Consider the following 25,783-nt stretch of genomic DNA (forward strand, 5'->3'; position numbering starts at 1 on the left):
CAAAAGAACTGGGGTGTGGGGCAAAGCCCCGCAAATATCAAAATTTAAAAAATTTATTTTTTGACAAACTGTATTTGTTTAGGTATATACTAAAAATTTCATAATAAATAATAATAAATAAAGAATAACTATGAAAATAATATTTAAACTTACAATTAAAAAAGCTATAAGAGATCCTTTTCTTATATTCTGGTCAATATTTTTTCCTTTGGTAATAGTTATATCACTCGGACTTTTTTTTAATATGGAAAGCTACACTATTCATATACTCACGGCTATGACATGTGTAAGTGTGCTTGCTTATTCTTTTATGACTACGAGTTTTAATGTATTAAGTCAGAGAAGGAGAGGGGTTTATAACTTGCTTAAAGTAACACCGCTTCCTTTATATAAGTATATTATAAGTTTATCATGTGCTTGGGTGATAATATCTATTATAAGCAGTTTATTTGTATTTTTTGTCTGTGCCTTATTTTTTAAGATAGAGTTTGATTTTTTATCTGTTTTTTTATTTCTGCCTGTAATAATAATAGCTTCTTTGCTTTATATATTTATAAGTTTTTTTGTCTCCAGTCTTGTAAAAAATAATGAAACAGCCAGTATATTGTATAATATTATTTTAATGGCTTCTATGTTTTTAAGCGACGGGTATTATTCATTATATAATGCTCCTAATATAGTAAAGTTTTTAAGCAAATTAAATATTTTTCAGTATTTTTTGAATGCATTTAGGGGAGCTTTTTATTTTGATTTTCGTTCATACTTTATTGGTATAGCTGTACTGTTTGTATGCTTAATAATAGCTTTGATTTTGGCTGTTAATACTTTCAGGTATGCTGATAAATAGTTTTAAATGTAGTATTGACAAAAAATCATTTTCTTATATTATAAATTTAATAATCTAATTTGGAGGAAGAAAATGTTAAAAAAATTATTAGTATTAACATTGTTCGTATCATTTTTGGCAGTAGGCTGTGAAAAATTAAAAGAGGCAGCAGGCAATGTTACAGGAAATATAACAGGAATAGAGAGTACATATGCAGGCACTTGGAATGCTGAAGATAAAGGTGTTTCTGATTATTTTTATTTAAATAAGATGGTAATTAATGATGATGGAAGCATGACTTACACAGATGTTAAAGGGGGCAAAGAATTAATATTTGAATCTATAGCTATAGTAAAAATAGGAGAAACTTATACAGCTACTTATACTGAAAAAAATGCTAGTGATGCTACTGTTACAGATTCATATACTCTTACTATAAAATTTACATCAGAGATCCAAGCTACAGTTAATTATACTAAAAAAATAGGCAGTGTAACAACAACATATGAAGATGGTATATTTAATAAAGCTCAGTAATTATTTTCTTATATAGATAACTATAAGGGGGCATATGCCTCCTTTTTTGTAGGTTTTTATAATTAAATTCATATTATAAGTAATAAAAATATATATAATAAATTTGCAATAGATACAAATATATAATACAATATAAGATACAATATATTAATTAAGAGGAATGAAAAATATGTTTAAAGGCACTACTATATGTGCAGTATGCAGAAACGGAATTACAGCAATAGCAGGCGACGGACAGGTTACATTGGGTGAAACAGTAATGAAGCCTAATGCTGTTAAATTAAGAAAATTATACGGCGGTAAAGTTATATCTGGTTTTGCAGGTTCTACTGCCGATGCATTTACATTATTTGAAAAATTTGAAAAAAGACTTCAGGAGTTTTCTGGAGATCTTACAAGAGCAGCTGTTGAGCTTGCACGCGAATGGAGAACCGATAAAATGCTTAGAAATTTGCAGGCACTTATTATAGTAGCGAGCAAAGACAAAATGCTTTTACTTTCGGGTAACGGCGATGTTATAGAAAGTGAGAATAATATATTAGCTATAGGAAGCGGCGGACAGTATGCTAAGGCTGCTGCTATGGCTTTATGCGAAAATACAGACCTTTCAGCTAAAGAAATAGCTAAAAAGGCTCTTGAAATAGCTTCTCAGATATGTATATACACTAACAGCAATATTTCTTTGGAGGTTATAGAATAAATTATGTCATTTGATGCGAAATTAGAAAGCGAGCTTACACCTAGAAAGATAGTTGAAGCACTTGATCAATATATAATAGGACAAACAGAGGCTAAGCGTTCGGTTGCTATAGCTTTGAGAAATAGATACAGAAGACGTCATCTTCCAGAAGAATTGAAAGATGAGGTTGCACCAAAAAATATTATACTCATAGGACCTACTGGGGTTGGAAAGACAGAAATAGCTAGAAGACTAGCAAAACTTGTTAATGCTCCTTTTATCAAAGTAGAGGCTACTAAATATACAGAAGTAGGTTATGTAGGACGCGATGTTGAGAGTATGGTTAGAGATTTGGTTAATGTAGCCATATTTGAGCTTAAAACTGCTATGATGAAAGAGGTTGAAAAAGAGGCTACCGATATAGCTTTGGATAAATTGGCAAAACTTCTTCTTCCTTCTGTAAAAAAAGAAGAAAATGAAAATGTATCTGAAGAAGAAATGGAAAAAAAGAAAAATGCCAAAGAACAGATAAAAAAACGTATAGCTAACGGCGATTTTGATGAAAGTTATGTTGAATTAAAGATAACAGGCAGTCAAAATAGAATGTTCGGCATAATTCCTGGTATGGGCTTTGAAGAAAGCGATATGATTCAGTCTATGGTTGGAAGTATCATGCCTCAGAACAAAAAGCATAAACGTTTAAGAGTAAAAGAGGCTAAAAAACATCTTATAAATGAGGCTTCAGAATCTCTTATAGATATGGAGAAAATAACTTCAGATGCTTTGAGTATTACTGAAAATATGGGTATAATATTTTTAGATGAAATAGACAAAATAGCAAGCGGAAACAAAACAGACAGTGCCGATGTTGCCCGTCATGGTGTACAAAGAGATTTACTTCCTATAGTAGAGGGTACTACTGTTAATACAAGATATGGTCCTATAAAAACAGATCATATACTATTTATAGCAGCAGGAGCTTTTCATATTAACAAACCTTCGGATTTGATACCAGAACTTCAGGGAAGATTTCCTATAAGGGTGGAATTAAAGGCTTTATCCAAAGATGATTTTAAAGATATATTGGTTAACCCTAAAAATGCTATTACCAAACAGTATCAGGAGCTTTTAAAAACTGAAGGAGTAACTATAGAGTTTGAAGAAGAAGCTTTGGAAGCTATAGCAGATATGGCTTATAATATTAATACTAATGTTGAAAATATAGGTGCTAGAAGACTTTATACCATCATGGAAAAGGTTTTTGAAGAAATTTCTTTTAGTGCCGATGAACATAAAGGTGAATTTATAAAAATCAATGCCGATAATATAAAAGATGCTATGAAAGACATTGAGGATAACAGAGACATCAGCAAATATATATTATAACAGTGTTTTGTTGTATAGTATAGATTTTTTGGTTTTTTTTTATAAAATAAATAATGTATAAGAAAAATTAATTGGAGTTTATGATGGATAATAATAATAATGAACAACAAGAAACTACGGTATTTATTAAATGGGTGCCTTTGTATGAAACAAGACATAAATTAATAGATAGCCAGCACAAAGAATTGGTAAATATAGTTAATGAACTTTATTTAGCAACAGTAGATAACAGTGCAAATACTAATGAAGCTTTTATTAAAGCTATTAAGAAATGTATTGATTATACTCAGTACCATTTCAAAACGGAAGAAAAAATAATGGACCTTATTAATTATTCGGATGCAGAAAATCATAAAGCTATGCATAAGAGTTTCTATTTGGAAATAGTTGACCAAATTAGAAAATACGAAGAAGGTCAGCCTTTTGTAGCTAACAAATTTATTAAATTCCTTAAAGATTGGCTTTTAGAGCATATAGGTTTTCAGGATAAAAAATTTGTTAATGAAATTAAGGAAGCCTTAAAGAAAAAAGAAGGTCATAATTAATATTTAAGTATGCTGTTATATTAATAAATGTTCTAAGTTTATATGTTGTTGTTTTTAATATAGTGTTGTGTAAAAAATAGGAAATTTTATAAGTGTCGAAAAGTAATTCATACACGATTGGTGTAATTATATTAAGTATTATTAGTGCTATACTTCTATCTTTGGCTTTTCCGCCATTAAATTTTTTCCCTATTTCTTTTATTGCACTTGTTCCGCTTAATATTATAATATATAAATCAGATAAACTTAGATACTATGTAATATCAGCCTCCATATTTGTACTGGTATTTTTTGGTTATCTGCTTATGTGGGTAACTGCATTTATGCTGAAAGAAACTGAAGCTATAGTTTCTTTTTTGACATTATTTACTATACTATTTTTAATAATATTTTTATTCTATTTTCCAGCTATGCTTCTAAGCGTTTTTTTATCAAAAAAACTTCCTGCATTCAGGTTTGTTACTGTACCGCTTGTGTTTACATTTATGGAATATATGAGAAATGTAGGATATCTCGGTTTCCCTTGGGGAATTATAGGCTATTCGCAGTGGAATTTCTCCCTATTTCTGCAGTCCGCTGATATATTTGGAGTGCTGGGTATCAGCTTCTTTGTATATTTTTGTAACTCTGTTATAGCTCATTATTTGCTTTTCTTTGCAGAGCGAAATATTTCAAAAAAGTATCAATATAAAAGACCATATATACCAGCCATTGTATTTATTTCATCATTTATATTAATTCTTATTTATGGGGCTGTGAAAATTAATATTGAGGAATCAAAAAGAACCCTTCAGCCTAAAACTAGAATCGCACTTATACAGAAATCTTTTGATCCAAATGTATATTGGAATAATATATATACTGGGGAGCCTTACCGTAAGAACTCCAAAGGAATACAGGGTTTTGCAGAGAAATTTCTCCTAAAGCCTGAAAAATTCCAAAGTGAGGAAAAGCCTGACGGAGTAACCCAAAATGGTACAGTGTCGGTAAGAAGAATAGCAAATCTTGCCAGAGATGCCTCTCTTTCAAAACCTTCACTAATAGTATATCCAGAATCTGTTACTCTTGATTCATATGGGTATTATATAAATGAATATAAAGAAATTTTTGATTATGGGCTTGTTTCTAATTCTATTTACCCTGGTGTTTATAATACATATATACTTTATGATATGATTCGATATACTCAAACTTATCATCTTTTAGGTACTACTATCATAAAAGAAGATACTAATGAAAATGCATATAATCCGTATAAGTACTATAATGGTATGGAGTTTATTAATGACAGAGGTAATGTTATAGGAGAGTACTCTAAAATAAAACTTGTACCAGGCGGAGAATCATATCCGTTTCAGGATAATGAGTTTCTTCTAAATACTTTTCCTTTCAAAAATATTATAAACTTTATGTATGCTCAGTTTGATAAAGCTGGTGCTAATAGATGGGACAGAGGAAGAAGCATTACGGTGTTTAATCACCCTAACGGATATACTTTTTCTGGCGTTATATGTTTTGAAAGTGCTTTCGGGGATTTTGTTAGAAAGTTTGTATATAATGGTGCTCAGACTTTAGCTGTTATTACAGAAGATGCTTGGTCTTACAGTGATGAATCTCTTCTTCAGCATTTTTATATGTCTATTTTTAGGGCTGTAGAGAATAGAAGAGATATAGTTCATAATGGTAATTCTGGGGTTACTGGGCATATTTCAAGTACTGGTAAAATTATATCAACTCTTCCTTTTTGGAAACCCGATTATATGGTAGCTAATGTGGCATTAAATAGTGATATAACTATATATACAAGATTCGGAGAATGGTTTGTATTTCTTTGTTTTATTGGTATTTTAGTTCTTTTGTTTTTTGCTACTGCTAAAAGTTTAATCGAGTTAAAAGAAATCATTAAAAAACGTTTCTTTCTAAAGCAGTCTGCAGAAAATGAGGCTGTATTTGCTGTAATTCCTTCTGCTAAAAAAGTAGATGAATATATTAATGATGAAGCAAGCGATGAGCTGCCTAGTTTGGACGATATAGAGGAAGCTGTAGTTAAGAAAAAAGAAAATACTCAGGAAGTAAAAACTAATACTCAAATAATAAATAAAAATTCTGAAATTAATAATATAAAAAATAATAATGAAGTTATACAAAAAGAAAGTAATAATATAAAAAACAGTAATATAAATACTGAAAAAATAGATTTGTTTTCTGATAAATATACAGACTATACAAAAGAAATAACTGATATAATAGAGGATTCAAAATCATACAGTATATTTGATGATAATAAATATACTTCTGATATTTCTTCTGCTTTAACTACAATTATAGAGGAAAATGAGGAAACTTTAGGAAGAGATAAAACTATAAAAAATAATATGAAGAATAATATAAAAAAAGACAACAATCAGCATTAAAGGATATATATGTTGGGAGCCATTAGAGTACTTATAGCAGAAGATTCTAAGATTATTTCTGGAATGTTAAATAATATTCTAGCAAATCATTATAGAATTAATGTTGTAAGTTTGGTAAATAATGGTATAGATGCATATAAATCAATAATATCTATAAAGCCTGATTTTGTTGTTATGGAAATAGATTTACCTTTAATGGGCGGTATAGAGCTTTTAAAACTTTTAAAAAAAGAAAATATACAAGTTAATATATTAGTGATGACATCTTTAACTAAGAATAAAGATTTATCATCTAGGGCTTTGGAACTTGGGGCTTTTGATATCATTTATAAGCCGCGTAATGTATCTATTGATTTTTTAAAAGAGAATGTATTAAATAAAATAATTGCAATATCAAAAAATAATAGAGCAAATGCTTTAGAGTTTGTTCCTGAATCTAGTATAGATTATAATTTTAATTTGTTAAATAATTCTTCTAATAATAGAAAAGTTGTTGATGAAAGCGAAAAAACAGAAATAGATAAATTTGATGATAATGTGAGAATAATACCTTTTAATCAGAAACAGGTTGCTACAGCTATAACTAAGGTTTTGAAGTTTAAATTTAATACTCCAAAATTAGTTGCTATAGGAATATCAACAGGAGGTCCTAGAGCTTTGAGAATAATGCTTCCCAGTATTCCATCTGATTTTCCTCTTCCTATACTTATATCACAGCATATACCAAAAGAGTTTTCTTCTTCTCTTATTTCAAGTCTTCAGGATATATGTTCTATAAAAATAAAAGAGGCTAGTCTTGATGAAGAGTTAATGCCTTCGGTTGTTTATATTTCGCCGGGTGATAAAAATATGGGTATATATATGGATTCTGCTGGAAGGCTTAAAATTAAGTTTTATCCAGATACTGAAAAAAAGTTTATTTATACTCCTTGCGTGGATTATTTGTTTAATACTATTGATGATGTTTTGACTGACAAGGCTATAGCTATAGTGATGACTGGTATGGGTAATGACGGCACTGAAGGTATGATTAAACTTCATAATCATAATAATCTTACTATTGCTCAGGATAAGGCTAGTTCTACAGTTTATGGAATGCCTAGAAGTGTTATAGAAAATAAGGCTGTTCATTTGGTATTATCGCTTTATGATATTGCTGAGTTTTTAATACAATATATGAGGTTAAAAATTAGATGAAAAATATTATATTTATTTTAATAATGATTTTATTTTTAGTTTCATGCCAAAAAGAATATAAAGCAGACAGTGAATACAGCGTTTATGAGTATGAAACATATATATCTAAATTAATATCGAATAAGGATACGCTTGAGTTTACTTCTAATTTTGTTCTTAATTTAGATGATAATATAGCTAATACTATTAAGGAAATGTCTTTAATATATGAACTTACTCCTGTTAATATTATAGAATCTATAAAAAATAGAGGTGCTTTGTATCAGAGGATATTTTCAAATAATGATGATGCTTTATGCAATTATCTTCCTAAAGACGGAGGATATTATGATGTAAGTATTACATATAAAAAATATAAAGATGTTATATTAGCTCAGATTGAATATCCTTCTTTTAATAAAATATCTGAAAACTCCATTGAGTTTGTGGCTATTTATTTAAATGATAAATGGAATTTACTTACTATTAATTTTTTGAATATTTAAGGACTTATTTTTATGAAGAAATTATTTATTGTATTAGTCATTTTTATTTTATCTCTACTTGCTGTTTCTTGTCTTGAAGATTTGGATAGCGGAAAGAAAAAAGATTTATTTATATTTTATGATAATATGAAAGCTCAGATACTTGATGATAATATAAACTGGATAGAAAAAAACTCTGATATAGATAATATAGAAAGCATAAAAAATATTCTTACAGACAATAAAGATTCTATAAAAAATTTGCTCTCATCTTCAAACGGGGAATATTCTGTAACTATAAATTATACAATAGGAGACAATACCAGTGCCTATAGAGGATATTATATAATAAGAAACAGTGAGTTTTCTCCAACCTATTATTATATAAGACTGATAAACGAAGCTAATAAATGGAAAATAGAATCTATAGACAGACTTCCTTTAAGATAATGATATATATTTTCTCATAAAAGAATTAATTTATAATTTAATTTATTTCAACTTTTTCTCGCCGCACACCATACTTAATAGTACTTCCTACGGTCGCAGGCGGACTTCGTCAAAGTTGCAAAAAGTGCAAATTTGTATAATATTAAGACTTGTCAATTTACAATGAGAATTTTTAAGAGTTTTTATGATTACTTTAAATGTTAATGAAATATATCAATATGGTATAACAGAACAGCCTACAGAATATAATTCAAAAGAAGAGCTTATTATATGGCTAAAGTGTGATTTACTAAAACAGGCACTTAAAAAAAGTAAAACTAAAAATTCAAACAACATCATAACTATTACAGATGAATAGGTATTGAAGATTATAAAAATAATGATAAAAAGAAAATTATTATTAATTTTTCTTTAGAAAAGACTATATATATTTTTTATAAAAAATACCTGAAGGTAAATAAATTATCTTCTAATATAAGATTAGAAAATTTGATTATTAATAATGAGTTAGATTTTAATCATGAATTTTTTAAAACATTTGATTGTATTATACAATTTTATAATGTTGAATTTGAAAAAGATGTATGGTTTGATACAATGATATTCAGTAAAGAAATTTACTTCGTGGAATGTTATTTTAAAGGTAAATTATGTTTTGGAAGTTCTGAAATAAATTCTAAATTACATATATCAAATTCTAAATTTGAAAATGGAATATCGTTTGCTAATAATCAATATATAGATAGTGTTAAAATTACAAAATCATACTTAAACCAAGAATTAATATTTAAAAATAATAAAATAGAAAAAATAATTGATATAAATGAAATCAATACTGATGATGAAGAATATATTAAAGAAAACAACTATAATTCAAAAATAAAATTAGATAACATTACTTTTAATAATGGTACTTCTTTTATAAATCTAAATAATATAAAAAAAGTAAATGAAATAAATATTAGTAATACTTTTATTAATGGTAGAATAAATTTAAAAAATATTGAAGTAGAAGAGGCAGATTTTAAAGGCTCTGTTATCAATGGCGGGTTAATCAATCCTGTTAATTTCAAAGTGCATAAATTCGCTAATCGTGAAAGTGCTTTATTTCTCAAACAGCAGGCTTATGCATCAAACAATGCTATAGATGCTTTGCAGTATAAGGCTAAAGAAATAGAACTACATAAAGAAGAATTAAGAAAAAAGGAAAATAAAACTTATAAGGATTGGGCAGACATACTTTCCATTGAATTAAGTTCACTATATAGCGATAATGGTCAGAATTGGGTTAGGGCTTTATTTATGACTATATTAATAACAGCTTTTTGTTTTACTGTTTTTTATATTCCTGATTTGTCTCATTCTAATATAGCACTTTTATATTATAAAAAATTATTCCAAGAATTAATAAAATATTTTATACCTACTGATTACAGCCTTTTAATAAAATATGCTGAATCTAAATTAACTTTATGTTTAAAAATATTTGGCTGTTTAGTTTATTTTTTAGGTAAAGTTTTATTCTGGTATGGTTCGGTGCAGACTGTTCAAGCGTTTAGGAAATTTTCAAAAGGGGCTTAAATTAATAATAATTTCTGTTATAATAAAAATATATAACTTCGAGGGTTTATCAATGAATAAAAAATTTTTTGCCTATATAGAATATGATAAAGAAAGTAATGTTTATGTTGGATATATTCCTTCAATAGTAGGTGCTCATACACAGGCTGATACTTTGGAAGAATTGCATATAAAATTAAAAGAAGTTTTGGATTTATGTTTTGAAGAGATGGACAATGAAGAGAAGAATGCTATTCCAGAGTTTATAAAAATAGAAGAAATAGAACTGGTATGAGTAAGCTAATTTTAAAAGATGCAAAAACTATAGAAAAATTACTGTTTTTATTAGGATTTATTAAACAAAGACAAAAAGGAAGTCATGCTTTTTATAAACATGAAGATGGAAGATGTACGGTTATTCCTTTTCACTCAAATAAGGTAATATCAAGACCGCTTATGAGAAAAATATTAAATGAAATAAATCTTGATGTAGAAGAATATAATAATTTGATAGAAAAAATATAATACCTTTTTCAATTTGTAATTTTCTTAGCTTTTAAAAAATAATATTCTTTTTTATATTATTAAATCATAATATCAATATAGTTTTTAATAAATATATTGTATTTTATAATTTGCAAAAAATTATAAATATACTACAATAATAGTCTATCACTTTAAGGAAATAACATGCATATAATAAAAGCTCCATGCAAAATTAATATTTCTCTCGATATTACATCAAAAAGAGAGGACGGATATCATCTTATAGAATCTTTATTTCATACAGTAAATCTATATGATATTATAACTATAGAAAAGTCTGATAAATACAGTATTCATACAAACGGAATGTTCGCATTAAAAGATGATGAAGAGGATAATATAGTAACCAAAGTATTTAATTATTTTCAAAATGAAATGGGGCTTAAAAGTAATTATAATATAAATATTGAAAAAAATATTCCTACAGGTGCAGGTCTTGGAGGAGGATCTTCTGATGCTGCTAATATTATTAAGTTTTTTTTAAGCGAACTTAATATTGATATTAACGATACTTTGATAGAATCATTTTCTAGGTTTGGAGCGGATATTCCTTTTTTTATAAGAGGAGGTTTAGCTTGGGTTTCTGGAATAGGTGAGAAGATAAAAAATTATAACTTTATACTGCCTTATAATATTATTTTGATATATCCTAATATACATGTATCTACAAAATTGGCTTATTCAAAGTTTGTCAAAGATGATTTTAATAAATCAGATATATTCGCTATAAAAAATATGCTTGATAATAGAGAAGATTTTAATAAAGATATTAATTTTAACGATATAGTTTCTAATACATATAATATATTTGAAAAAAATGTTTTTAATTTGGATAAAAGAATAGAGGATATAAAACTCAATGCTGAAAACATAATAAAAAGAAAAGTATCTATGAGCGGTTCTGGTTCTTCGCTTTTTGCTTTATATGAGAATAATGATAAAAAAATAGTTGACGACTATAATAAATTAAAATCAGAAATGAATTATAATATTTATAAATTGAGTTTGATTTAATGTTTTATTATGTTATAATTAAATTTTATTATAAAAAATATAAAGAGAAGAAAATAATATGATAAAGAAAATATTTGTTATACTTCTTATAAGCAGTTCTATATTTTACGGTTTGTCTTCAAAACATTCTCTTTCTGTACTTGAAACAACAAGTACAAGATCTATGGGAATGATGAATAGTGCTTTTTTGCTTGGTAATGATTCTTCTTCTATTTTTATAAACTCAGCCTCTTTAATGGGAGTACTTAGAGACAGTGTTAATTTAAATTATACAGTTACTTCTAATCCTAAAAATGAATATATATTTAATGCATCTTATGCACATATAGGAGCTTCTTATGCTGTGGGTATAGGGTTTGCAGGAGATATTAATAAAGTTTATTCATATGATAGTTTTGGTACTAGAAAAAATGATATATACAGCGGACTTTATTTGATTAATGTAGGGGCTTCCTATGCTATTAATGAAAGTTCTTTTATAGGGGCAAATATAAAAACTGTTATTAATAATAGCGAAAAAGATAATAATTTCGGAATGTTTTTGGATTTATCATATATGCAGTCTCTTTTTACTCCGAATTTCAAACTAGGTGTGGGGGTTAGAAATTTCGGATTTTATGATAATGTATTTGCAAAAGTTGATACTGATATAATTGCTTCTTTAGCATACACTAAAAGCGATGGAAGTTTTTCTGTGGCTGCACAGTATACTATATCAGTTCCTTCTGTTACTCATAGCATATCTGTTGGTATAGAGGCTATGATAGTAGATTTTAATAAATTGGGATTATTTAAAGAAAAGAGTACTTGGTATGATGATTTACCAGAAACTATATTAGATGCTCCTAGTGCTATACAAAAAAGATTTGCTGCCAAATTACCTAGCGGTATTTTGGCAAGAGTAGGCGTTGGTAATAATGGGGCTTCTTTGGGTTTATCTGTTTATGTGCAATTATTCAGGCTTGATTATTCTATTGTTTTTGATAATTTCAGTAAGGATAATATTTCGCATAATATAGGTATGAGTTTTATGTTTTAGGTTTATTGATTTATGGCTGTTTGTAAACAAAAAATATCTAATACAGAAAATTGCGATAGAGAAGAGTATAAAGACGGTTTATGCATTATTCATCATGACAGTAATGATAAACCAGATGGTCTTTTCAGACGTATTATAAGAGATGATCTTTATAGAGGATTTTATAATTTTTCTTATATGATAAGCTATGAAGGATTTAATTTTGAAGGCTTAAAGGTAGAGAAGAATGCTGATTTACTCTTTAAAAACTCATCATTTTACGGACCTTTTGTAATTAGAAATTATGATTTACAGGCTTCTTTGGACTTTACGGATTCTGATTTTGACAGCGGTATTATTATAAATATGTCCAATGTTCATAAAGGTATAATTTTAAAAAACTCAAAAATTAATATGGACTTTAATATGTCATTATCAAATATATATTCTATAGATGCAGATAATATTACTATAGACTGTAACTTTAATATGTCTAATACTGATATAATAGATAAATTTAAGTTTAATCATACATATTTTAAGAATAATTTTAGTCTTCTTAATGCTAGTTTGCAGGGAGATTCTAGTTTTGAAAATATTATTATAGAGGGCGATGCTGATTTTAGAAATATCAAGTTTTATAAATCATTGAAATTTGAAAATGTAGAAATAAAAGGCAGTACCATACCTATTGAAATAGCAAAAAACAAAAATATAGAGTTAAAAAATGTTGTTATAAATGGTGTTCTTATAGAAGATAATCAAAAAGAGAAAAAAGAAAAAGAGAAGAGAGAAAAGGAGTTAGAAAAAATTAAAGAAGCCAAAGATAATATGAGTAGAGAAACACTTTTAAAATATTCTAAAAAGAAATAATTTTTATTAAAGTAAGTGTCTTTTATCTTTTAGTTCATCTTTTTCTCTAATATCTTTTAATATATCTTTTATTTTAGAATCTTTGTTATTCGGATATATTAATAATACACCTTCAGATTTTACTATAGTTAAATCATTTACTCCGTCTATAGCTATAAAAGTATCATCATCATCATTAATAATAATGTTTCCGTTTGCTTCTTTAGTATATACATTTCCAACTACTACATTGCTGCATTCATCTTTATCATGTATTCTGCCAAGTGCTGAGAAAGCTCCCAAATCGTCCCAAAAGAAATGTGCTTTTATACATACAATATGCTCTAATTTTTCCATTATTCCAAAGTCAAAAGATATTTTATCTATAGCTTTAAAAATTTCCTGTTTTTTTATATCATCTTTTTCTTTTAATGTTTTCATTACTTTATCATGAGTTTCAGGCATTAATTCGCTTATAGATTTAAGTATATTATCAATAGACCAAATAAATATACCGCTATTCCATAGATAATGTCCGTCTTCTAAAAATCTGCATGCATTTTTATAATCTGGTTTTTCTACAAATCGATCAACATTATATTCATTATCTTTAATTTTATCTTTTAATTTTATATATCCATATCCAGTTTCAGGTCTGTTAGGATTAATTCCTATTATTACTATTTTATCAGTACTTTCGCTTACCTCAATAGCATTTTCAATAGTATCTAAGAACATTTCTTCATTTTTTATTATAGGATCTGCTGGAAGTATTGCTACTATAGCATTTCCTATCTTCTCTTTTATATATAATGCTCCTAAAGCAATGGCCGCTGTTGTATCTCTTCCTAGCGGTTCATATATTATATTTTCTTTTTTAAATGAAGGTATATATTTTGCAAATGCTTCTTTATATCTTTTTCCAGTAATTATAAATATATTATCTTCTTTTGTTATTTTTAATGCTCTGTTTATAGTTTGCTCTATTAATGATTTGTTTTCTACTATATTTAAGAATTGTTTTGGTTTGCTTTCTCTGCTTAAAGGCCATAGTCTTTCACCTATACCTCCTGCCATAATGAGTACAGCTTTTTCCATTTTTTAATCCTTTTTTATTATATAGTATAATTATAATTAAAAAATTGATAAAAAACAAGAATTTTGTATATTTTTATTATATAATTTCATAGTCAGTATTAGATATTTTTTTTAAAAATTATATATTTACATTTTATACATTAAATAAAAAAAATTGATTTTTTGTAAAAAATGTAGTTATTTGTAATATTACAAATATAAATCTACTAATATTAATTGCAAATTAAATATTTTTTATTTGACAAAAAACTAATTATATATTAATCTTTATTACTATAATAGGGAGATTTTTTATTAATCATAATTTGTGAGAGGCCATATGAATAATACTGAAGAGTTAATATATGATGATGACGATATGTTGTCCCCCATTGATGTAGCTAAAGTAGTTGGGGTTTCAAGAACAACGGTTAATTATTGGGTTCGTCACTACGGACTTAAAGCTGATGTTACTCCCGGAAAAAGGTATAAAATTCGTTATGCTGATTTGAAAGCATTTTTAGCTTTTAATAAAAAAGAAAAAAGAGTGAAGTTAAAAAGAAAACATTCCAGATATAAAATAGCCATCATAGAACCTATGGAGATTACAAGAAAAAATTATTCTGAATGGCTCAGTGAAGACTATGAGGTTATATGTATATCTAATCTTACATCTCCTCTTAAAGAGCTTAAAAAGATTTCACCTGATATTATCTTAATGGATATTAATTTATCAGAAGATAAAGATTATTTCTATTTACTTGAAGAGATAAAAAATGAAATAACTTTAAGAACAGCATTAATTATTATTATTACTAAAAGATATAATGAAGATGATGTTGTTAATGGGCTTGAGAAAGGTGCATGTGATTATGTTAAAAAACCAGTAGGTCAAAATGAACTTAAAGCAAGAATAAGAAATGCTGTTAGATTTTATGTAGATGTGTAATCGTTTATAGCATGCTTATAGGATCTATATCTATTTCTATATAATTACCTTTTTGAGCTTTAAAATTATTATTAAGCTTATTGAAAAATCCGCTTAATAGAGAATGAGAAGGTGTTTTTACTAATATATTCCATCTGTAATATTTATTTAATTTACTTATTGTACATGCTACAGCCCCAAGTATTGTAATTTTATCTGAGTTTTCGTAAGTCTCCATTCTAAGCATATCAGCTATTATATTAGCATCGCTTTCGACTTTTTTTTCATCTAAGCCTCTTATTACAAGTCTCACAAGCCGTGTAAATGGAGGATAAATCGGGTATTTTCTTTTTTCTATTTCCTGATTATAAAATGCTATATAGTCATGATTTTTAGCACATTCTATACTGTAATTGTTAGGGGAATAGGTTTGAATATATACTACTCCGTTTTTCTCTCCTCTTCCGCTTCTTCCAGCTACCTGAGTAATGAGGTTAAAAGTTCTTTCAGCACTTCTAAAATCTGGTATATGAAGCGACATATCTGCTAAAAGTACGCCTACTAAAGTAACATTAGGAAAATCAAGTCCTTTAGCTATCATTTGAGTTCCTACAAGTATATCTATTTCACCATCAGAAAATCTTTTAAATATTTTTTCATAGTTTTTTGTGCCGCCTACAGTATCCTGATCCATTCTTTCTATAACAGCATTTGGAAAAAGTATATTTAAATGTTCTTCTACCTTTTCAGTACCGCTTCCTATACGTTCAAAATGTCCTATTTTACATTCATCGCAAAGCTCATTATCCAAAAATTGAGTATATCCGCAGTAATGACACATAACAACATTTTTCTTTTTATGATAGGTTAAAGAAACAGAGCAGTTAGGACATTCAAGAACCCTTTGACAGTAAGAGCATGCTACAACAGGAGCGTATCCCTTACGGTTTAAAAATAGTATTATCTGTTCTTTTTTTTCGAGCTTTTTATTTATCTCTTCAACTAATTTTTGAGTTATCATAGGGAAAACTTCAGCTCTTTTTTCTTTTTTTAAGTCGAGTATTTTAACCTCCGGCATATTAACTGAAGCGGCTCTTTTATTTAGTTTAAGTAATTCTATTTTTCCTATAGAAGCATAATAAAAACTTTCTATAGAAGGTGTGGCACTTCCAAGAAGAAGAAGGGCATTTTCATGATTTTTTCTGTAAAAAGCAACCTGCCTTGCATGATATCTTGGCGTATCTCCAGCCTTATAGCTTGTTTCATGCTCTTCATCTATAACTATTATTCCAAGATTTGGAGTAGGGGAGAATATTGCACTTCTTGCTCCTATAACTATTTTTATTTCATCTTTTTTTATCATCTGCCAATATCTGTATTTGGAGTTTGGCGAGAGTTTGCTGTGAAGTACTGCAATTTTTCCTTCAAATCTTTCTGCGAATCTTTTTATAGTTTGAGGGGTGAGCGATATTTCTGGAAGTATAACAATAGCCTGCTTTCCCATGTCAACAACTTTTTTAATAGCCTGCAGATAAACTTCTGTTTTTCCGCTTCCTGTTACGCCATGAAGAAGAAAAGTTTTTGGTTTTTCTGATTCTAAACTTTCATTAATTTTTTTTAGTACTTCTTCTTGTTCATCATTGAGTTTTAGGTATGGTTTTTGTTTGGCAGGTATTGGTTTTGCTTTTTTTTCTTTTTTTGCTGGTGTACCTACTGGCAGTGCTGCGAAAAGAGCTTCTCCGAAAGATGAGTGATAATAGCTGCTCATCCATTTTGCTAATTGAAATTCTTTATCTGAACATATTGATTCAAGATCAATTCTAGCTTTGATAGGATATACTTTATAGTTTCCGTCTAACCTTTCAGTTTCCTCTATAACAATACCTTTGCTGTTTTTACCTTTAATAGGAGCTACAACTCTACATCCTACCAAGCTATCATTAATCTCATATGGTTTTATGTATGTAAGTATTTTATCTATAGGTAAATTAAAAATAACTTTAACATACATTATAATTACATTTTTTCACGGCGTTTTTTATCTTCATATTTAGACATACAGTTAACACATCTTAAAGTATAAGGCAAAGCAGTTAATCTCTCTTCATTGATTTCTTCTTTGCAGTCTATGCATTTACCGTATGTGCCGTCTTCTATTCTTTTAAGTGCATTATTAAGCATTTCCAATTTATCTTTTTCTTTTTGAGAAAAATTTACTAAATTTTGTTTTTCATAAGCCTGAAATGCTATATCAGCCATATCTCCATGAGAATCCTCTTTAAGAGCTTCATAAGTTTCATTTCCGCTTAAAAGCTCATCTAAAGTTTTCTTTTTTTCCTCTAATAAGAGATCTTTAAATTTTTTTAATTTCTTAGCAGTCATTATAAAAACCCTTAAATAAATATAATTGCTAGGATAAAAACTTAACGTTTAGAGAATTGGAAGCGTTTTCTAGCACCAGATCTGCCGTACTTCTTACGTTCAACAACACGTGAATCTCTAGTAAGAAAACCATTTCTTTTTAAAGTAGTTCTGAAATCTTGGCTTTCTCCCACTAATGCTTTAGCAATACCATGTCTAACAGCATCAGCCTGAGCAGAAACTCCGCCGCCATGTACATTTGCTAATACATCATATTTGCCGAAATTTCCTGTTACTTTTAAGGCATCTTCTACCACTTTAAGAAGTGCTGCTCTGTTGCAGAAGTAATCAGTATAGTTTTTTCCATTTATTAAAATTTTACCGCTGCCTAAAGTGATGCGTACTCTAGCATTAGCAGTTTTTCTTTTTCCAGTAAAAATAGTTAATTGTTTAGCTGCCATTTTTATCTCCTAATTATATATTTACTACAGTAGGTTTATTAGCTTCATGCGGATGTTCGCTTCCTGCATATACTTTTAATTTTTTAAGATGAAGTCTTCCTAACGGATTATGAGAAAGCATACCTTTTACAGCTATTTTTACCATTCTTTCAGGATTTTTTTCTAATAATTCGCCGTAGCTTACAGCTTTAATTCCGCCTGGGTAGCCTGTATGTCTATAGTGAATTTTTCCTTTCTTTTTATTTCCTGTTAGAACTATGTCTTTAGCATTGATGATAATTACATAATCACCATTGTCTAAGTTGTATGCATAGTCTACTTTATGTTTACCTTTAAGCATATAAGCTGCTCTGCTTGCAACTCTTCCTAATGACTTACCTTTGGCATCAATTATAAGCCAATTTTGTTTGATATCTTTTTGTGATAAAACGTAAGTATTATTTTTTGTTTTTAATGTTTTTTTGTCCATAACATACACACCTTAATTTAACGTTTTAAAAAATTTGGTAGTTTTAATCTAAAAATGTAACGGTGCGTAATTATAACATAAAGATATTGTAAAGTCAAATTTTAATTATATATATTCATATGAAATTTTAATGTTATTGACTGATATTAACTTATAGATTTTATTATATCAATTATTTTTTTTATTCCTATTAGTTTGATTATTGAAGCAGATTTTTTTATTCCTACTATCCTGATAAAATCTGCAATATTATTAGCATTTCTTAGTTTTATAATATTTTTTAACCCTATAAGTTTTATGATGGATTTTGCTTTTTTTATACCTATTATTTTTATTATTTTGTATATATTTTTCATTGTTTATAAAATTTATAAATCTAAATACTTTTCTGAAACGCTATTCTCTCTCCATTGCCGTTTTTTAAATATATTATTCCGCATCTTTCAAAACCTTCTTTTTTAAGGAAATTAAGCATCGGCATATTATCTTTATGAGTGTCTATTCTTATATTGCTGCATTGATTAAAGCAGTAATTAAGACAAAAAGAAGCTGTACCTTTTCTTCCGTTTAATACAGCTATTCTGTGTATTGCTCCGTATTCTTTGTCATTAATCCAATTACCATCATATATTTTATCATAGTTTTCATCTTCTCCTACAAAAAAACAAAAAGTGCCTATAATATTATCATTATCATCTAAGCATACATAACTATGTTTATTATTTATATCATTCTCTACATTTTCTCTTGAAGGATATCCGTTAATCCATTGATTAGGATTATTATTTTCTCTCATAAAGTTTCTTGCATAATCAAATATTTCCATTACTTTATCTATATCTTTATATTCTGTTTTTCTTATTTTCATTATTGCTATTCCTTATTTTTGAGATAATTAAAAATGCTTTCTATATCTTTTTTAGTTAAATCTATTTTAGAAAATATATCCTTTCTGTTTTTAAAAGTTTTTATTATGCTTCTTTCTCTTCTATATTCATCAATCTTTTTATGATTTCCAGACAAAAGAATTTCAGGCACTTTCATATTATCAATTTCTTCTGGTCTGGTATATTGTTCGTACTCTAATAAACCGTTTGAATTTTCTTCGAATGTATCGCTTGTAACGGATTCTTTGTTATTTAAAACGCCTTTATATCTTGATACAGCATCTACAAGTAGAAGAGCTGGTATTTCTCCCCCGCTTAATACATAATCTCCTATACTTATGACTTCATCAGCATATTTTTTTTCAACTCTATAATCTATACCTTCATAATGCCCAAGTATCATAGTTATATGCTCTTTATTTGAAAGCTCTTTTATTTTTTTCTGAGTGAGTATTTTTCCAGAAGGAGAAAAAATGATGGTATATCCTTTATTATGACTGTCAAAATATTTCTTAAAAATATTGTATGTCATTATCATACCAGGTCCGCCGCCGTAAGTATAATCATCGCATTTTTTATAATTGCCGTCTCCGTATAAACGCATGTCTATGATATTCAAGTCTATTTTTTTTTCGTTTAGTGCCATGCTTATTACGCCCATAGAAATAGGGCTTTCATAGAATTTGGGAAAAAGTGTAAGTATATCTATTATCATTTTTTTATTATATCCTATAGTTTTTATATATCAATAGTTTTATTAACTTAATAATATACTTGTTTCAAAAGCTGTTAGTAAAATTAGTTATAAAAATTATTCAAATTAAAAAATTACGCTAATACAATGTTTCACATGTTTTATAATTAATTATTTTAGTATATAGCTAAACAACTATATTTTGTTAAAATTAGTTTTTATATTTTGGGACTGCCCTGCGAAGCACACAGTCGTGCCACAGTTCTTTTGTGACGCTGTTCGCCTGTGGCGTGGTATAAAAGAACCAAAAGAACTGCATTTTTAGCCCAAATTTCGGGTATTACCACACATTTAATACGTATCTTTAAAATATAAAGTTCTAATACTTGCACTTTCGCGAAGCGTCCCGAACAAAGATGAGGGAGGGCTCGCTGTTGACAAACTTAAGAATTTTTGGTATATACCTAAACAAATATGATTTTTCAATTTTGAGTTATTGATAAATGTAATTATAAGTTGTAGATAGTATAAAATATTATTTGTTGTTAATAAAATAAGTTTTATAAGTTTTAAATGTAAAATAAATAATTTATTTTTTATAATAATAGGTAATCAGCCGCACGTATCGTTGACATTTGATAAGAATAAACAATACCGTGCGGAAGCGTCCCGAACGAAGATGAGGGAGGGCTCGCTGTTGACAAACTTAAAAATTTTCAGTATATACCTAAACAATTACAATTTGTCAAAAAATTATTTTTTTTAATTTATTATTTGCACTATTGTGAAGTACCAACTCTAATTATATTAAATAAAAAAATATAAGTATTAATAAATTTAGTTTTGAAACAAGTATAATTTTACTTAAATTAATAAACTTATAAAACAGTTTGCCAAGAATTTTTCAATTAAGCCTAATTATATTATTCATTTATATAAAATATAATTTGTAATTAATTGAAAATTGTATATACTATATAGAGTATAAAATAAATAGGATATTAAGTGAAGAAAATATTTACAGATATACCGCATCCGATAAAAGAAATAGCAAGAATACTGCATATAGAGGGTTTTCAATGTTTTTTGGTTGGAGGGGCTGTAAGAGATGCTGTAATGGGGATCGCTCCGCATGAATATGATATTACTACAGATGCTAAACCTGAAGATGTGCAGAGAATATTTAAATATACTGTTCCTACTGGTATAAAACATGGTACTATACTTGTTATCATAGAGGATATGCATGTAGAAATAACCACTTTCAGAAGCGACGGCAATTATAGTGACGGAAGACACCCAGACAATGTAGAATATGCTTCAAGTATAGAAGATGATCTGCCAAGAAGAGATTTAACTATAAATGCTATGGCATATAATGTTTTGGACGGCACGCTTATAGATATGTTTGACGGTATGAAAGATATTAAGCGTAAGATAATAAAATCTGTAGGTGATCCTTATGAAAGATTTAGAGAAGACGGTCTTAGAATAATGAGGGCTATAAGATTTGCTGCTAAATTAAATTTTGAAATAGAAAAAGAAACATTTGAGGCTATAACACATTCTACAGGTATGCTTGCTTCTATCGCAGCAGAACGTATACGTGAAGAGTTTAACGGTATATTATTATCTTCAAATCCTTTCAGAGGTTTGGAGCTTCTAAGAAAAACTGGGGTGTTATCATTAATCCTTCCAGAACTTATGCAGGGATATGGAGTTACTCAGAATAAATTTCATAAATATGATGTTTATTATCATATACTTCATACTATACAGTCTGTAGAACCTTTAGAAACAGAGGAATTAACTTTATTAGTAAGACTTGCCGCACTTTTTCATGATATAGCTAAACCTATGGTTCAGAAAAAAGTTTCAAAACAAGATGATCCTGTTTATTATAATCATGAGGTTGTAGGGGCAAAAGTAGCTAAAAATGTAATGAAAAGATTAAAATATTCTAATTCCGAGATAGATTTTGTAACATTATTAGTTAGACAGCATATGTTTTATTATCAAGATGAATGGACAGACGGAGCAGTTAGAAGGTTTATGCGTGCTATTGGTGTTGAAAATATTAAGCCTCTTTTAAAATTAAGAGAAGCTGATAGGCTTGGAAGCGGACACAGAAAAGATAAAGAAAGCAGGGCTATACCTAAACTTTTGGCTAGAATTGATAAGATAATTGAAGAAGAAAATGCTATAACAGTGAAAGATTTGAAAATAGACGGTAATGATTTGATTAATGAATTTCATTTAAAGCCTAGCCCTTTAATAGGTAAGATATTAAATTATTTGCTTGATTTGATATTAGATGAGCCTGAATTAAATAATAGAGAATTTTTACTTGAAAAAACTAGAAATTTTTTAGAAAGCAACAATATAAGGGACGAGGCTTGAGAAAAAAATGTACTTGCTTGCTGATATTGGGAATACGAGAGTTAAGTTAGCAATATTTGAAAATAATAACAATGCTCCAATATATTATAATGCTATAGAGCATAGTAATGCTTTGGATTTGATTAATGCATTAAGTGAAATAAAAAATAATCACAGCAATATAAAAAATGTATTTTACAGCAGTGTATCATTAAAGGTAAATGATCTGTTTGAGGACAGCATAGAAGATTGTTTTAACATTAATCCTTATAGAGTTACCCATAATGATATAAAACTTAAAGATAATTTATATGAACCTAAAGATTCGATAGGTATAGATAGAATTTTATCAACTTATGCTTCTATACGTCTTGAAGGCTATGGCGATAATACTAAATATGCTTCTATAGTTATAGATATGGGTACAGCTACAACAGTTAGTGTTATGCTTTCAGATTTTACATTTTTGGGAGGTATGATAATATCTGGCACTAAAACTAGTTATCATGCACTTTCAAATATTACTTCACTTCCTTATTATGAAATAGGGCCTATAGCATCGATACCAAGCCCTATAAACAATAATGTAAAAGATGCTATTATGTCTGGAGCTATATATAATACTATAGGAACTGTGAATTATGTTGTTTTGGAAACAAAAAAATATATAAAATCTAAATACAATATAAAATCCAAAATCTTTCTTACAGGCGGCATATCAAATTTAAAACTTTTAAAATGTAAAGTTTATCCTTTTTTGGTACTTCAGGGCATTTATTTTAGTATGATAAATAAAAATTAAATATGTCCTATTTTTACGATATACCATATTTGTAATTAATATGCACTATATAGAATAATTATATCTAGTATATAAATTAAATAAAAAGTATGTATTTAGTATATAAAACATACTTTTTAGTACATATATAATTTGACAAATGAGAAAAAACTGATATACTTTAAAATATATATAAGAAAAGAACGGAGGAGTTTTGCCAATGACTACAGGTAAAGTTACTATACAAAATGATACAGGACTTCATGCTAGGCCTGGTAATGAATTTGTTACATTTATAAAAACATTACAAAATTGTAAAATAGAAATAGAAAATGAAGCTGGAAAAAGAGTTAATGCTTCATCTCTTTTAAAAGTTTTGTCTTTAGGAGTAAAAAAAGATTCAGTACTTACTATTTATTGCGATGGTGAAAATGAACAAGAAAATCTAAAAAAGATAGAAGATTTTCTTGCTAATTTAAAAGATTAATTTTTTTTGGACTTATAATATGGAAAAAAGAATTAGTGGAATTGGGGTTTCCCCTGGTATAGCTATAGGAAAGGTATATCTTCTTCTTAAAAAAGATATTATAGTATCTAAATGTCCTTGTGCAAATGTTGCTGAGGAGCAAAAAAAATTATTAGAAGCTAGAAATAAAACAAAAGAACAGCTTCTGAAAATTAGGGAGACAACAGCCAAAAAAGTTTCAGAGGAAAAAGCAGAAATATTTGATGCACATATAACTTTGCTTGAAGATGAGGATTTACTTGAAGAGGTAAATAATATTATAGCTGATGATAAAGTTTGTGCTGAATATGCTTTATCTCAGGGTATAGAGGTTTATACTAAAATTTTAAGTGAAGTTGAAGATGAATATTTAAGAGAGAGAGCAGGGGATTTAATGGATATTTCTGACAGATGGATAAGAAATATTCAGGGCGAGGAAATTGTTGATGTTTCTAATCTTCCAAAGGACTCTATAGTTGTTGCTAGAGATTTAACCCCTTCAGATACTGCCAATTTGGATTTAGATAATACTTTAGGTTTTATTACAGAAATAGGCGGACGTACTTCGCATACTTCTATAATGGCTAGATCTTTAGAGCTTCCTGCTGTAGTTGGTATTGGAGAAATTTTAAAAGATTTAGAAAATAATCAAACTATTATAATTAATGGAAATACAGGAGCTGTTATTATAGATCCTTCCAAAGAATCTATAGATGAATGTTTAAAATTAAAAGATGAATTTGATAAAAAAAGAGCTTTATTAAAAGAATATGCTCATAAAGATGCTGTATCTAAAGATGGAACAAAAATAAGAGTATATGCTAATATAGGCTCGCCTGCAGATTTGGGCGGAGTTCTTAAAAATGGTGCTGATGGTATAGGGCTTTATAGAACTGAGTTTCTTTTTATGGAAAATACTGATTTTCCTACAGAAGAAGAGCAGTTTAAGGCTTATAAAGAAGTAGCTGTTGCTATGAGCGGACATACTGTTACTATACGTACTATGGATATTGGAGGCGATAAGTATCTGCCTTATTTGGAAATGCCTAAAGAAGAGAATCCTGCATTAGGCTGGAGAGCTTTAAGAATATGCTTGGATAAAACTTCTATTATAAGAACCCAATTCAGGGCTTTGCTTAGAGCTTCGGCTTTCGGTAAAATAAAAGTAATGCTTCCTATGATAGTTTCTTTGGAAGAGCTTAGAAAAGCTAAGGCTATATTTAATGAATGTAAACTTGAGCTTGTAAAAGAAAATATTGCTTTTAATGAGGCATTAGAATTAGGAATGATGATAGAAACACCTTCAGTTGTATTTAGGGCGGAGGCATTTGCAAGAGAATCTGACTTTTTCTCTATAGGTACTAATGATCTTACTCAATATACTTTAGCTTCGGACAGAGGTAATGAAAGAATAGCCAGTATATGCGATCCTTATAATCCTTCAGTACTTATAGCTATAAAAATGGCTATAGACGGAGCTCATGCTAATGGTATTATTATTTCTATGTGCGGAGAATTAGCAGGAGATTTATTAGCTGTGCCTTTGTTATTCGGTTTAGGTTTAGATGTATTTTCTATGTCTGCTATATCAATACCTGAAGTTAAGAAAATGATTATATCTTTAGATAAAACTGAATGTCAGATGCTTGCAAAAAGAGTTCTTACTTTGGATACTGCTGACGAGGTAAAAGCAGAATTATTAAGATTCTTAGAAATACATGAAAAAGGTGAGACAATAAGCTATTAATAATAG

General features: G+C 28.1%; 29 protein-coding genes. 21 read left to right on the forward strand and 8 right to left on the reverse strand.

Annotation, left to right across the window (positions count from 1 at the left end; translation table 11 throughout):
- Positions 1–130: 130 nt before the first annotated feature.
- The 16 genes from Q1X91_RS06465 (at position 131) to Q1X91_RS06540 (ending at position 13,509) form a co-directional block, all read left to right on the forward strand.
- Positions 131–847: an ABC transporter permease gene (locus Q1X91_RS06465; protein WP_300754714.1), complete on the forward strand. Its 717-nt coding sequence runs from the start codon at positions 131–133 to the stop codon at positions 845–847.
- Positions 848–919: 72 nt separating this feature from the next.
- Positions 920–1,363 carry a hypothetical protein gene (locus Q1X91_RS06470; RefSeq protein ID WP_300754717.1) on the forward strand — a complete coding sequence of 148 codons (444 nt, stop codon included), beginning with the start codon at positions 920–922 and terminating at the stop codon, positions 1,361–1,363.
- Positions 1,364–1,532: 169 nt separating this feature from the next.
- Positions 1,533–2,063: an ATP-dependent protease subunit HslV gene (gene hslV, locus Q1X91_RS06475; RefSeq protein WP_013113511.1), complete on the forward strand. Its 531-nt coding sequence runs from the start codon at positions 1,533–1,535 to the stop codon at positions 2,061–2,063.
- Between the two features lie 3 nt (positions 2,064–2,066).
- Positions 2,067–3,428 carry an ATP-dependent protease ATPase subunit HslU gene (hslU, locus tag Q1X91_RS06480; RefSeq protein WP_300754724.1) on the forward strand — a complete coding sequence of 454 codons (1,362 nt, stop codon included), beginning with the start codon at positions 2,067–2,069 and terminating at the stop codon, positions 3,426–3,428.
- Positions 3,429–3,511: 83 nt separating this feature from the next.
- On the forward strand, positions 3,512–3,973 hold the full coding sequence (locus Q1X91_RS06485; RefSeq protein WP_096737122.1) for a bacteriohemerythrin: 462 nt from the start codon (positions 3,512–3,514) through the stop codon (positions 3,971–3,973).
- A gap of 92 nt (positions 3,974–4,065) precedes the next feature.
- A complete protein-coding gene (gene lnt, locus Q1X91_RS06490) occupies positions 4,066–6,387 on the forward strand; it encodes an apolipoprotein N-acyltransferase (protein ID WP_300754732.1) in 2,322 nt (773 codons plus the stop codon).
- A gap of 9 nt (positions 6,388–6,396) precedes the next feature.
- Positions 6,397–7,584, forward strand: coding sequence for a chemotaxis-specific protein-glutamate methyltransferase CheB (gene cheB / locus Q1X91_RS06495; RefSeq protein ID WP_300754736.1), 1,188 nt, complete (start codon positions 6,397–6,399; stop codon positions 7,582–7,584).
- Positions 7,581–8,069, forward strand: coding sequence for a hypothetical protein (locus Q1X91_RS06500; protein WP_300754739.1), 489 nt, complete (start codon positions 7,581–7,583; stop codon positions 8,067–8,069). Before cheB ends, Q1X91_RS06500 begins: the two co-directional genes overlap by 4 nt.
- Positions 8,070–8,081: 12 nt before the next feature.
- Positions 8,082–8,498: a hypothetical protein gene (locus Q1X91_RS06505; protein ID WP_300754741.1), complete on the forward strand. Its 417-nt coding sequence runs from the start codon at positions 8,082–8,084 to the stop codon at positions 8,496–8,498.
- A 184-nt stretch (positions 8,499–8,682) separates the two neighbouring features.
- A complete protein-coding gene (locus Q1X91_RS06510; protein WP_300754744.1) occupies positions 8,683–8,856 on the forward strand; it encodes a hypothetical protein in 174 nt (57 codons plus the stop codon).
- A gap of 131 nt (positions 8,857–8,987) precedes the next feature.
- Positions 8,988–10,079: a hypothetical protein gene (locus Q1X91_RS06515; protein ID WP_300754747.1), complete on the forward strand. Its 1,092-nt coding sequence runs from the start codon at positions 8,988–8,990 to the stop codon at positions 10,077–10,079.
- Positions 10,080–10,131: 52 nt separating this feature from the next.
- Positions 10,132–10,353, forward strand: coding sequence for a type II toxin-antitoxin system HicB family antitoxin (locus tag Q1X91_RS06520; RefSeq protein ID WP_104618291.1), 222 nt, complete (start codon positions 10,132–10,134; stop codon positions 10,351–10,353).
- On the forward strand, positions 10,350–10,583 hold the full coding sequence (locus Q1X91_RS06525; protein WP_020004908.1) for a type II toxin-antitoxin system HicA family toxin: 234 nt from the start codon (positions 10,350–10,352) through the stop codon (positions 10,581–10,583). Before Q1X91_RS06520 ends, Q1X91_RS06525 begins: the two co-directional genes overlap by 4 nt.
- A gap of 165 nt (positions 10,584–10,748) precedes the next feature.
- The gene (gene ispE / locus Q1X91_RS06530; RefSeq protein WP_300754758.1) at positions 10,749–11,618 is read left to right on the forward strand and encodes a 4-(cytidine 5'-diphospho)-2-C-methyl-D-erythritol kinase; all 870 of its coding nucleotides are present in this window, start codon (positions 10,749–10,751) and stop codon (positions 11,616–11,618) included.
- A gap of 58 nt (positions 11,619–11,676) precedes the next feature.
- Positions 11,677–12,657, forward strand: coding sequence for a hypothetical protein (locus tag Q1X91_RS06535; RefSeq protein ID WP_300754761.1), 981 nt, complete (start codon positions 11,677–11,679; stop codon positions 12,655–12,657).
- Positions 12,658–12,669: 12 nt separating this feature from the next.
- Positions 12,670–13,509, forward strand: coding sequence for a hypothetical protein (locus tag Q1X91_RS06540; RefSeq protein WP_300754764.1), 840 nt, complete (start codon positions 12,670–12,672; stop codon positions 13,507–13,509).
- Positions 13,510–13,515: 6 nt separating this feature from the next.
- On the opposite strand, the gene Q1X91_RS06545 is transcribed toward Q1X91_RS06540, so the two are convergent.
- Complete coding sequence (locus tag Q1X91_RS06545; protein ID WP_300754766.1) at positions 13,516–14,586, reverse strand: mannose-1-phosphate guanylyltransferase; 1,071 nt, start codon at positions 14,584–14,586, stop codon at positions 13,516–13,518.
- Between the two features lie 319 nt (positions 14,587–14,905).
- Between Q1X91_RS06545 and Q1X91_RS06550 the strand changes: the two genes are divergently transcribed.
- Complete coding sequence (locus Q1X91_RS06550; protein WP_300754769.1) at positions 14,906–15,514, forward strand: response regulator; 609 nt, start codon at positions 14,906–14,908, stop codon at positions 15,512–15,514.
- Between the two features lie 4 nt (positions 15,515–15,518).
- Here Q1X91_RS06550 and priA read toward each other — a convergent pair whose 3' ends face one another.
- From priA to trmD, 7 genes are all read right to left on the reverse strand, one after another.
- A complete protein-coding gene (priA, locus tag Q1X91_RS06555) occupies positions 15,519–17,504 on the reverse strand; it encodes a primosomal protein N' (RefSeq protein WP_300754772.1) in 1,986 nt (661 codons plus the stop codon).
- 5 nt (positions 17,505–17,509) lie between these two features.
- A complete protein-coding gene (locus tag Q1X91_RS06560) occupies positions 17,510–17,875 on the reverse strand; it encodes a TraR/DksA C4-type zinc finger protein (protein ID WP_020004915.1) in 366 nt (121 codons plus the stop codon).
- 41 nt (positions 17,876–17,916) lie between these two features.
- Complete coding sequence (gene rpsI / locus Q1X91_RS06565) at positions 17,917–18,315, reverse strand: 30S ribosomal protein S9 (protein WP_020004916.1); 399 nt, start codon at positions 18,313–18,315, stop codon at positions 17,917–17,919.
- Between the two features lie 13 nt (positions 18,316–18,328).
- Positions 18,329–18,784, reverse strand: coding sequence for a 50S ribosomal protein L13 (rplM, locus tag Q1X91_RS06570; protein WP_013113493.1), 456 nt, complete (start codon positions 18,782–18,784; stop codon positions 18,329–18,331).
- 146 nt (positions 18,785–18,930) lie between these two features.
- Positions 18,931–19,140 carry a hypothetical protein gene (locus Q1X91_RS06575; protein WP_300754781.1) on the reverse strand — a complete coding sequence of 70 codons (210 nt, stop codon included), beginning with the start codon at positions 19,138–19,140 and terminating at the stop codon, positions 18,931–18,933.
- 20 nt (positions 19,141–19,160) lie between these two features.
- A complete protein-coding gene (locus Q1X91_RS06580) occupies positions 19,161–19,652 on the reverse strand; it encodes a GNAT family N-acetyltransferase (protein WP_300754784.1) in 492 nt (163 codons plus the stop codon).
- A gap of 5 nt (positions 19,653–19,657) precedes the next feature.
- The gene (gene trmD, locus Q1X91_RS06585; RefSeq protein ID WP_300754787.1) at positions 19,658–20,386 is read right to left on the reverse strand and encodes a tRNA (guanosine(37)-N1)-methyltransferase TrmD; all 729 of its coding nucleotides are present in this window, start codon (positions 20,384–20,386) and stop codon (positions 19,658–19,660) included.
- A 984-nt stretch (positions 20,387–21,370) separates the two neighbouring features.
- Between trmD and Q1X91_RS06590 the strand changes: the two genes are divergently transcribed.
- The 4 genes from Q1X91_RS06590 to ptsP all read left to right on the forward strand — a co-directional run bounded on the left by Q1X91_RS06590 (position 21,371) and on the right by ptsP (position 25,777).
- Complete coding sequence (locus tag Q1X91_RS06590; RefSeq protein WP_300754790.1) at positions 21,371–22,765, forward strand: HD domain-containing protein; 1,395 nt, start codon at positions 21,371–21,373, stop codon at positions 22,763–22,765.
- A gap of 7 nt (positions 22,766–22,772) precedes the next feature.
- The gene (locus Q1X91_RS06595; protein WP_300754793.1) at positions 22,773–23,546 is read left to right on the forward strand and encodes a type III pantothenate kinase; all 774 of its coding nucleotides are present in this window, start codon (positions 22,773–22,775) and stop codon (positions 23,544–23,546) included.
- Positions 23,547–23,745: 199 nt separating this feature from the next.
- Positions 23,746–24,012, forward strand: a complete 267-nt coding sequence (locus Q1X91_RS06600; RefSeq protein ID WP_300754797.1) for an HPr family phosphocarrier protein — start codon at positions 23,746–23,748, stop codon at positions 24,010–24,012.
- Positions 24,013–24,031: 19 nt separating this feature from the next.
- Positions 24,032–25,777, forward strand: a complete 1,746-nt coding sequence (ptsP, locus tag Q1X91_RS06605) for a phosphoenolpyruvate--protein phosphotransferase (RefSeq protein ID WP_300754800.1) — start codon at positions 24,032–24,034, stop codon at positions 25,775–25,777.
- Positions 25,778–25,783: the final 6 nt, after the last annotated feature.

It is taken from the genome of uncultured Brachyspira sp., assembly GCF_949287625.1.
Lineage (GTDB): Bacteria > Spirochaetota > Brachyspiria > Brachyspirales > Brachyspiraceae > Brachyspira.

Excerpts from the sequence above, each read along its gene's own strand:
- rpsI (WP_020004916.1), bottom strand. The coding sequence starts at position 18,315 with ATGGCAGCTAAACAATTAACTATTTTTACTGGAAAAAGAAAAACTGCT.
- Q1X91_RS06505 (WP_300754741.1), top strand. The coding sequence starts at position 8,082 with ATGAAGAAATTATTTATTGTATTAGTCATTTTTATTTTATCTCTACTT.
- Q1X91_RS06560 (WP_020004915.1), bottom strand. The coding sequence starts at position 17,875 with ATGACTGCTAAGAAATTAAAAAAATTTAAAGATCTCTTATTAGAGGAA.
- Q1X91_RS06595 (WP_300754793.1), top strand. The coding sequence starts at position 22,773 with ATGTACTTGCTTGCTGATATTGGGAATACGAGAGTTAAGTTAGCAATA.
- Q1X91_RS06540 (WP_300754764.1), top strand. The coding sequence starts at position 12,670 with ATGGCTGTTTGTAAACAAAAAATATCTAATACAGAAAATTGCGATAGA.
- ispE (WP_300754758.1), top strand. The coding sequence starts at position 10,749 with ATGCATATAATAAAAGCTCCATGCAAAATTAATATTTCTCTCGATATT.
- Q1X91_RS06520 (WP_104618291.1), top strand. The coding sequence starts at position 10,132 with ATGAATAAAAAATTTTTTGCCTATATAGAATATGATAAAGAAAGTAAT.
- Q1X91_RS06550 (WP_300754769.1), top strand. The coding sequence starts at position 14,906 with ATGAATAATACTGAAGAGTTAATATATGATGATGACGATATGTTGTCC.
- cheB (WP_300754736.1), top strand. The coding sequence starts at position 6,397 with ATGTTGGGAGCCATTAGAGTACTTATAGCAGAAGATTCTAAGATTATT.
- Q1X91_RS06470 (WP_300754717.1), top strand. The coding sequence starts at position 920 with ATGTTAAAAAAATTATTAGTATTAACATTGTTCGTATCATTTTTGGCA.
- Q1X91_RS06575 (WP_300754781.1), bottom strand. The coding sequence starts at position 19,140 with ATGAAAAATATATACAAAATAATAAAAATAATAGGTATAAAAAAAGCA.
- Q1X91_RS06510 (WP_300754744.1), top strand. The coding sequence starts at position 8,683 with ATGATTACTTTAAATGTTAATGAAATATATCAATATGGTATAACAGAA.
- Q1X91_RS06580 (WP_300754784.1), bottom strand. The coding sequence starts at position 19,652 with ATGAAAATAAGAAAAACAGAATATAAAGATATAGATAAAGTAATGGAA.
- Q1X91_RS06525 (WP_020004908.1), top strand. The coding sequence starts at position 10,350 with ATGAGTAAGCTAATTTTAAAAGATGCAAAAACTATAGAAAAATTACTG.
- Q1X91_RS06535 (WP_300754761.1), top strand. The coding sequence starts at position 11,677 with ATGATAAAGAAAATATTTGTTATACTTCTTATAAGCAGTTCTATATTT.
- Q1X91_RS06500 (WP_300754739.1), top strand. The coding sequence starts at position 7,581 with ATGAAAAATATTATATTTATTTTAATAATGATTTTATTTTTAGTTTCA.
- priA (WP_300754772.1), bottom strand. The coding sequence starts at position 17,504 with ATGTATGTTAAAGTTATTTTTAATTTACCTATAGATAAAATACTTACA.
- trmD (WP_300754787.1), bottom strand. The coding sequence starts at position 20,386 with ATGATAATAGATATACTTACACTTTTTCCCAAATTCTATGAAAGCCCT.
- Q1X91_RS06545 (WP_300754766.1), bottom strand. The coding sequence starts at position 14,586 with ATGGAAAAAGCTGTACTCATTATGGCAGGAGGTATAGGTGAAAGACTA.
- Q1X91_RS06485 (WP_096737122.1), top strand. The coding sequence starts at position 3,512 with ATGGATAATAATAATAATGAACAACAAGAAACTACGGTATTTATTAAA.
- rplM (WP_013113493.1), bottom strand. The coding sequence starts at position 18,784 with ATGGACAAAAAAACATTAAAAACAAAAAATAATACTTACGTTTTATCA.
- ptsP (WP_300754800.1), top strand. The coding sequence starts at position 24,032 with ATGGAAAAAAGAATTAGTGGAATTGGGGTTTCCCCTGGTATAGCTATA.
- Q1X91_RS06465 (WP_300754714.1), top strand. The coding sequence starts at position 131 with ATGAAAATAATATTTAAACTTACAATTAAAAAAGCTATAAGAGATCCT.
- hslU (WP_300754724.1), top strand. The coding sequence starts at position 2,067 with ATGTCATTTGATGCGAAATTAGAAAGCGAGCTTACACCTAGAAAGATA.
- Q1X91_RS06600 (WP_300754797.1), top strand. The coding sequence starts at position 23,746 with ATGACTACAGGTAAAGTTACTATACAAAATGATACAGGACTTCATGCT.
- hslV (WP_013113511.1), top strand. The coding sequence starts at position 1,533 with ATGTTTAAAGGCACTACTATATGTGCAGTATGCAGAAACGGAATTACA.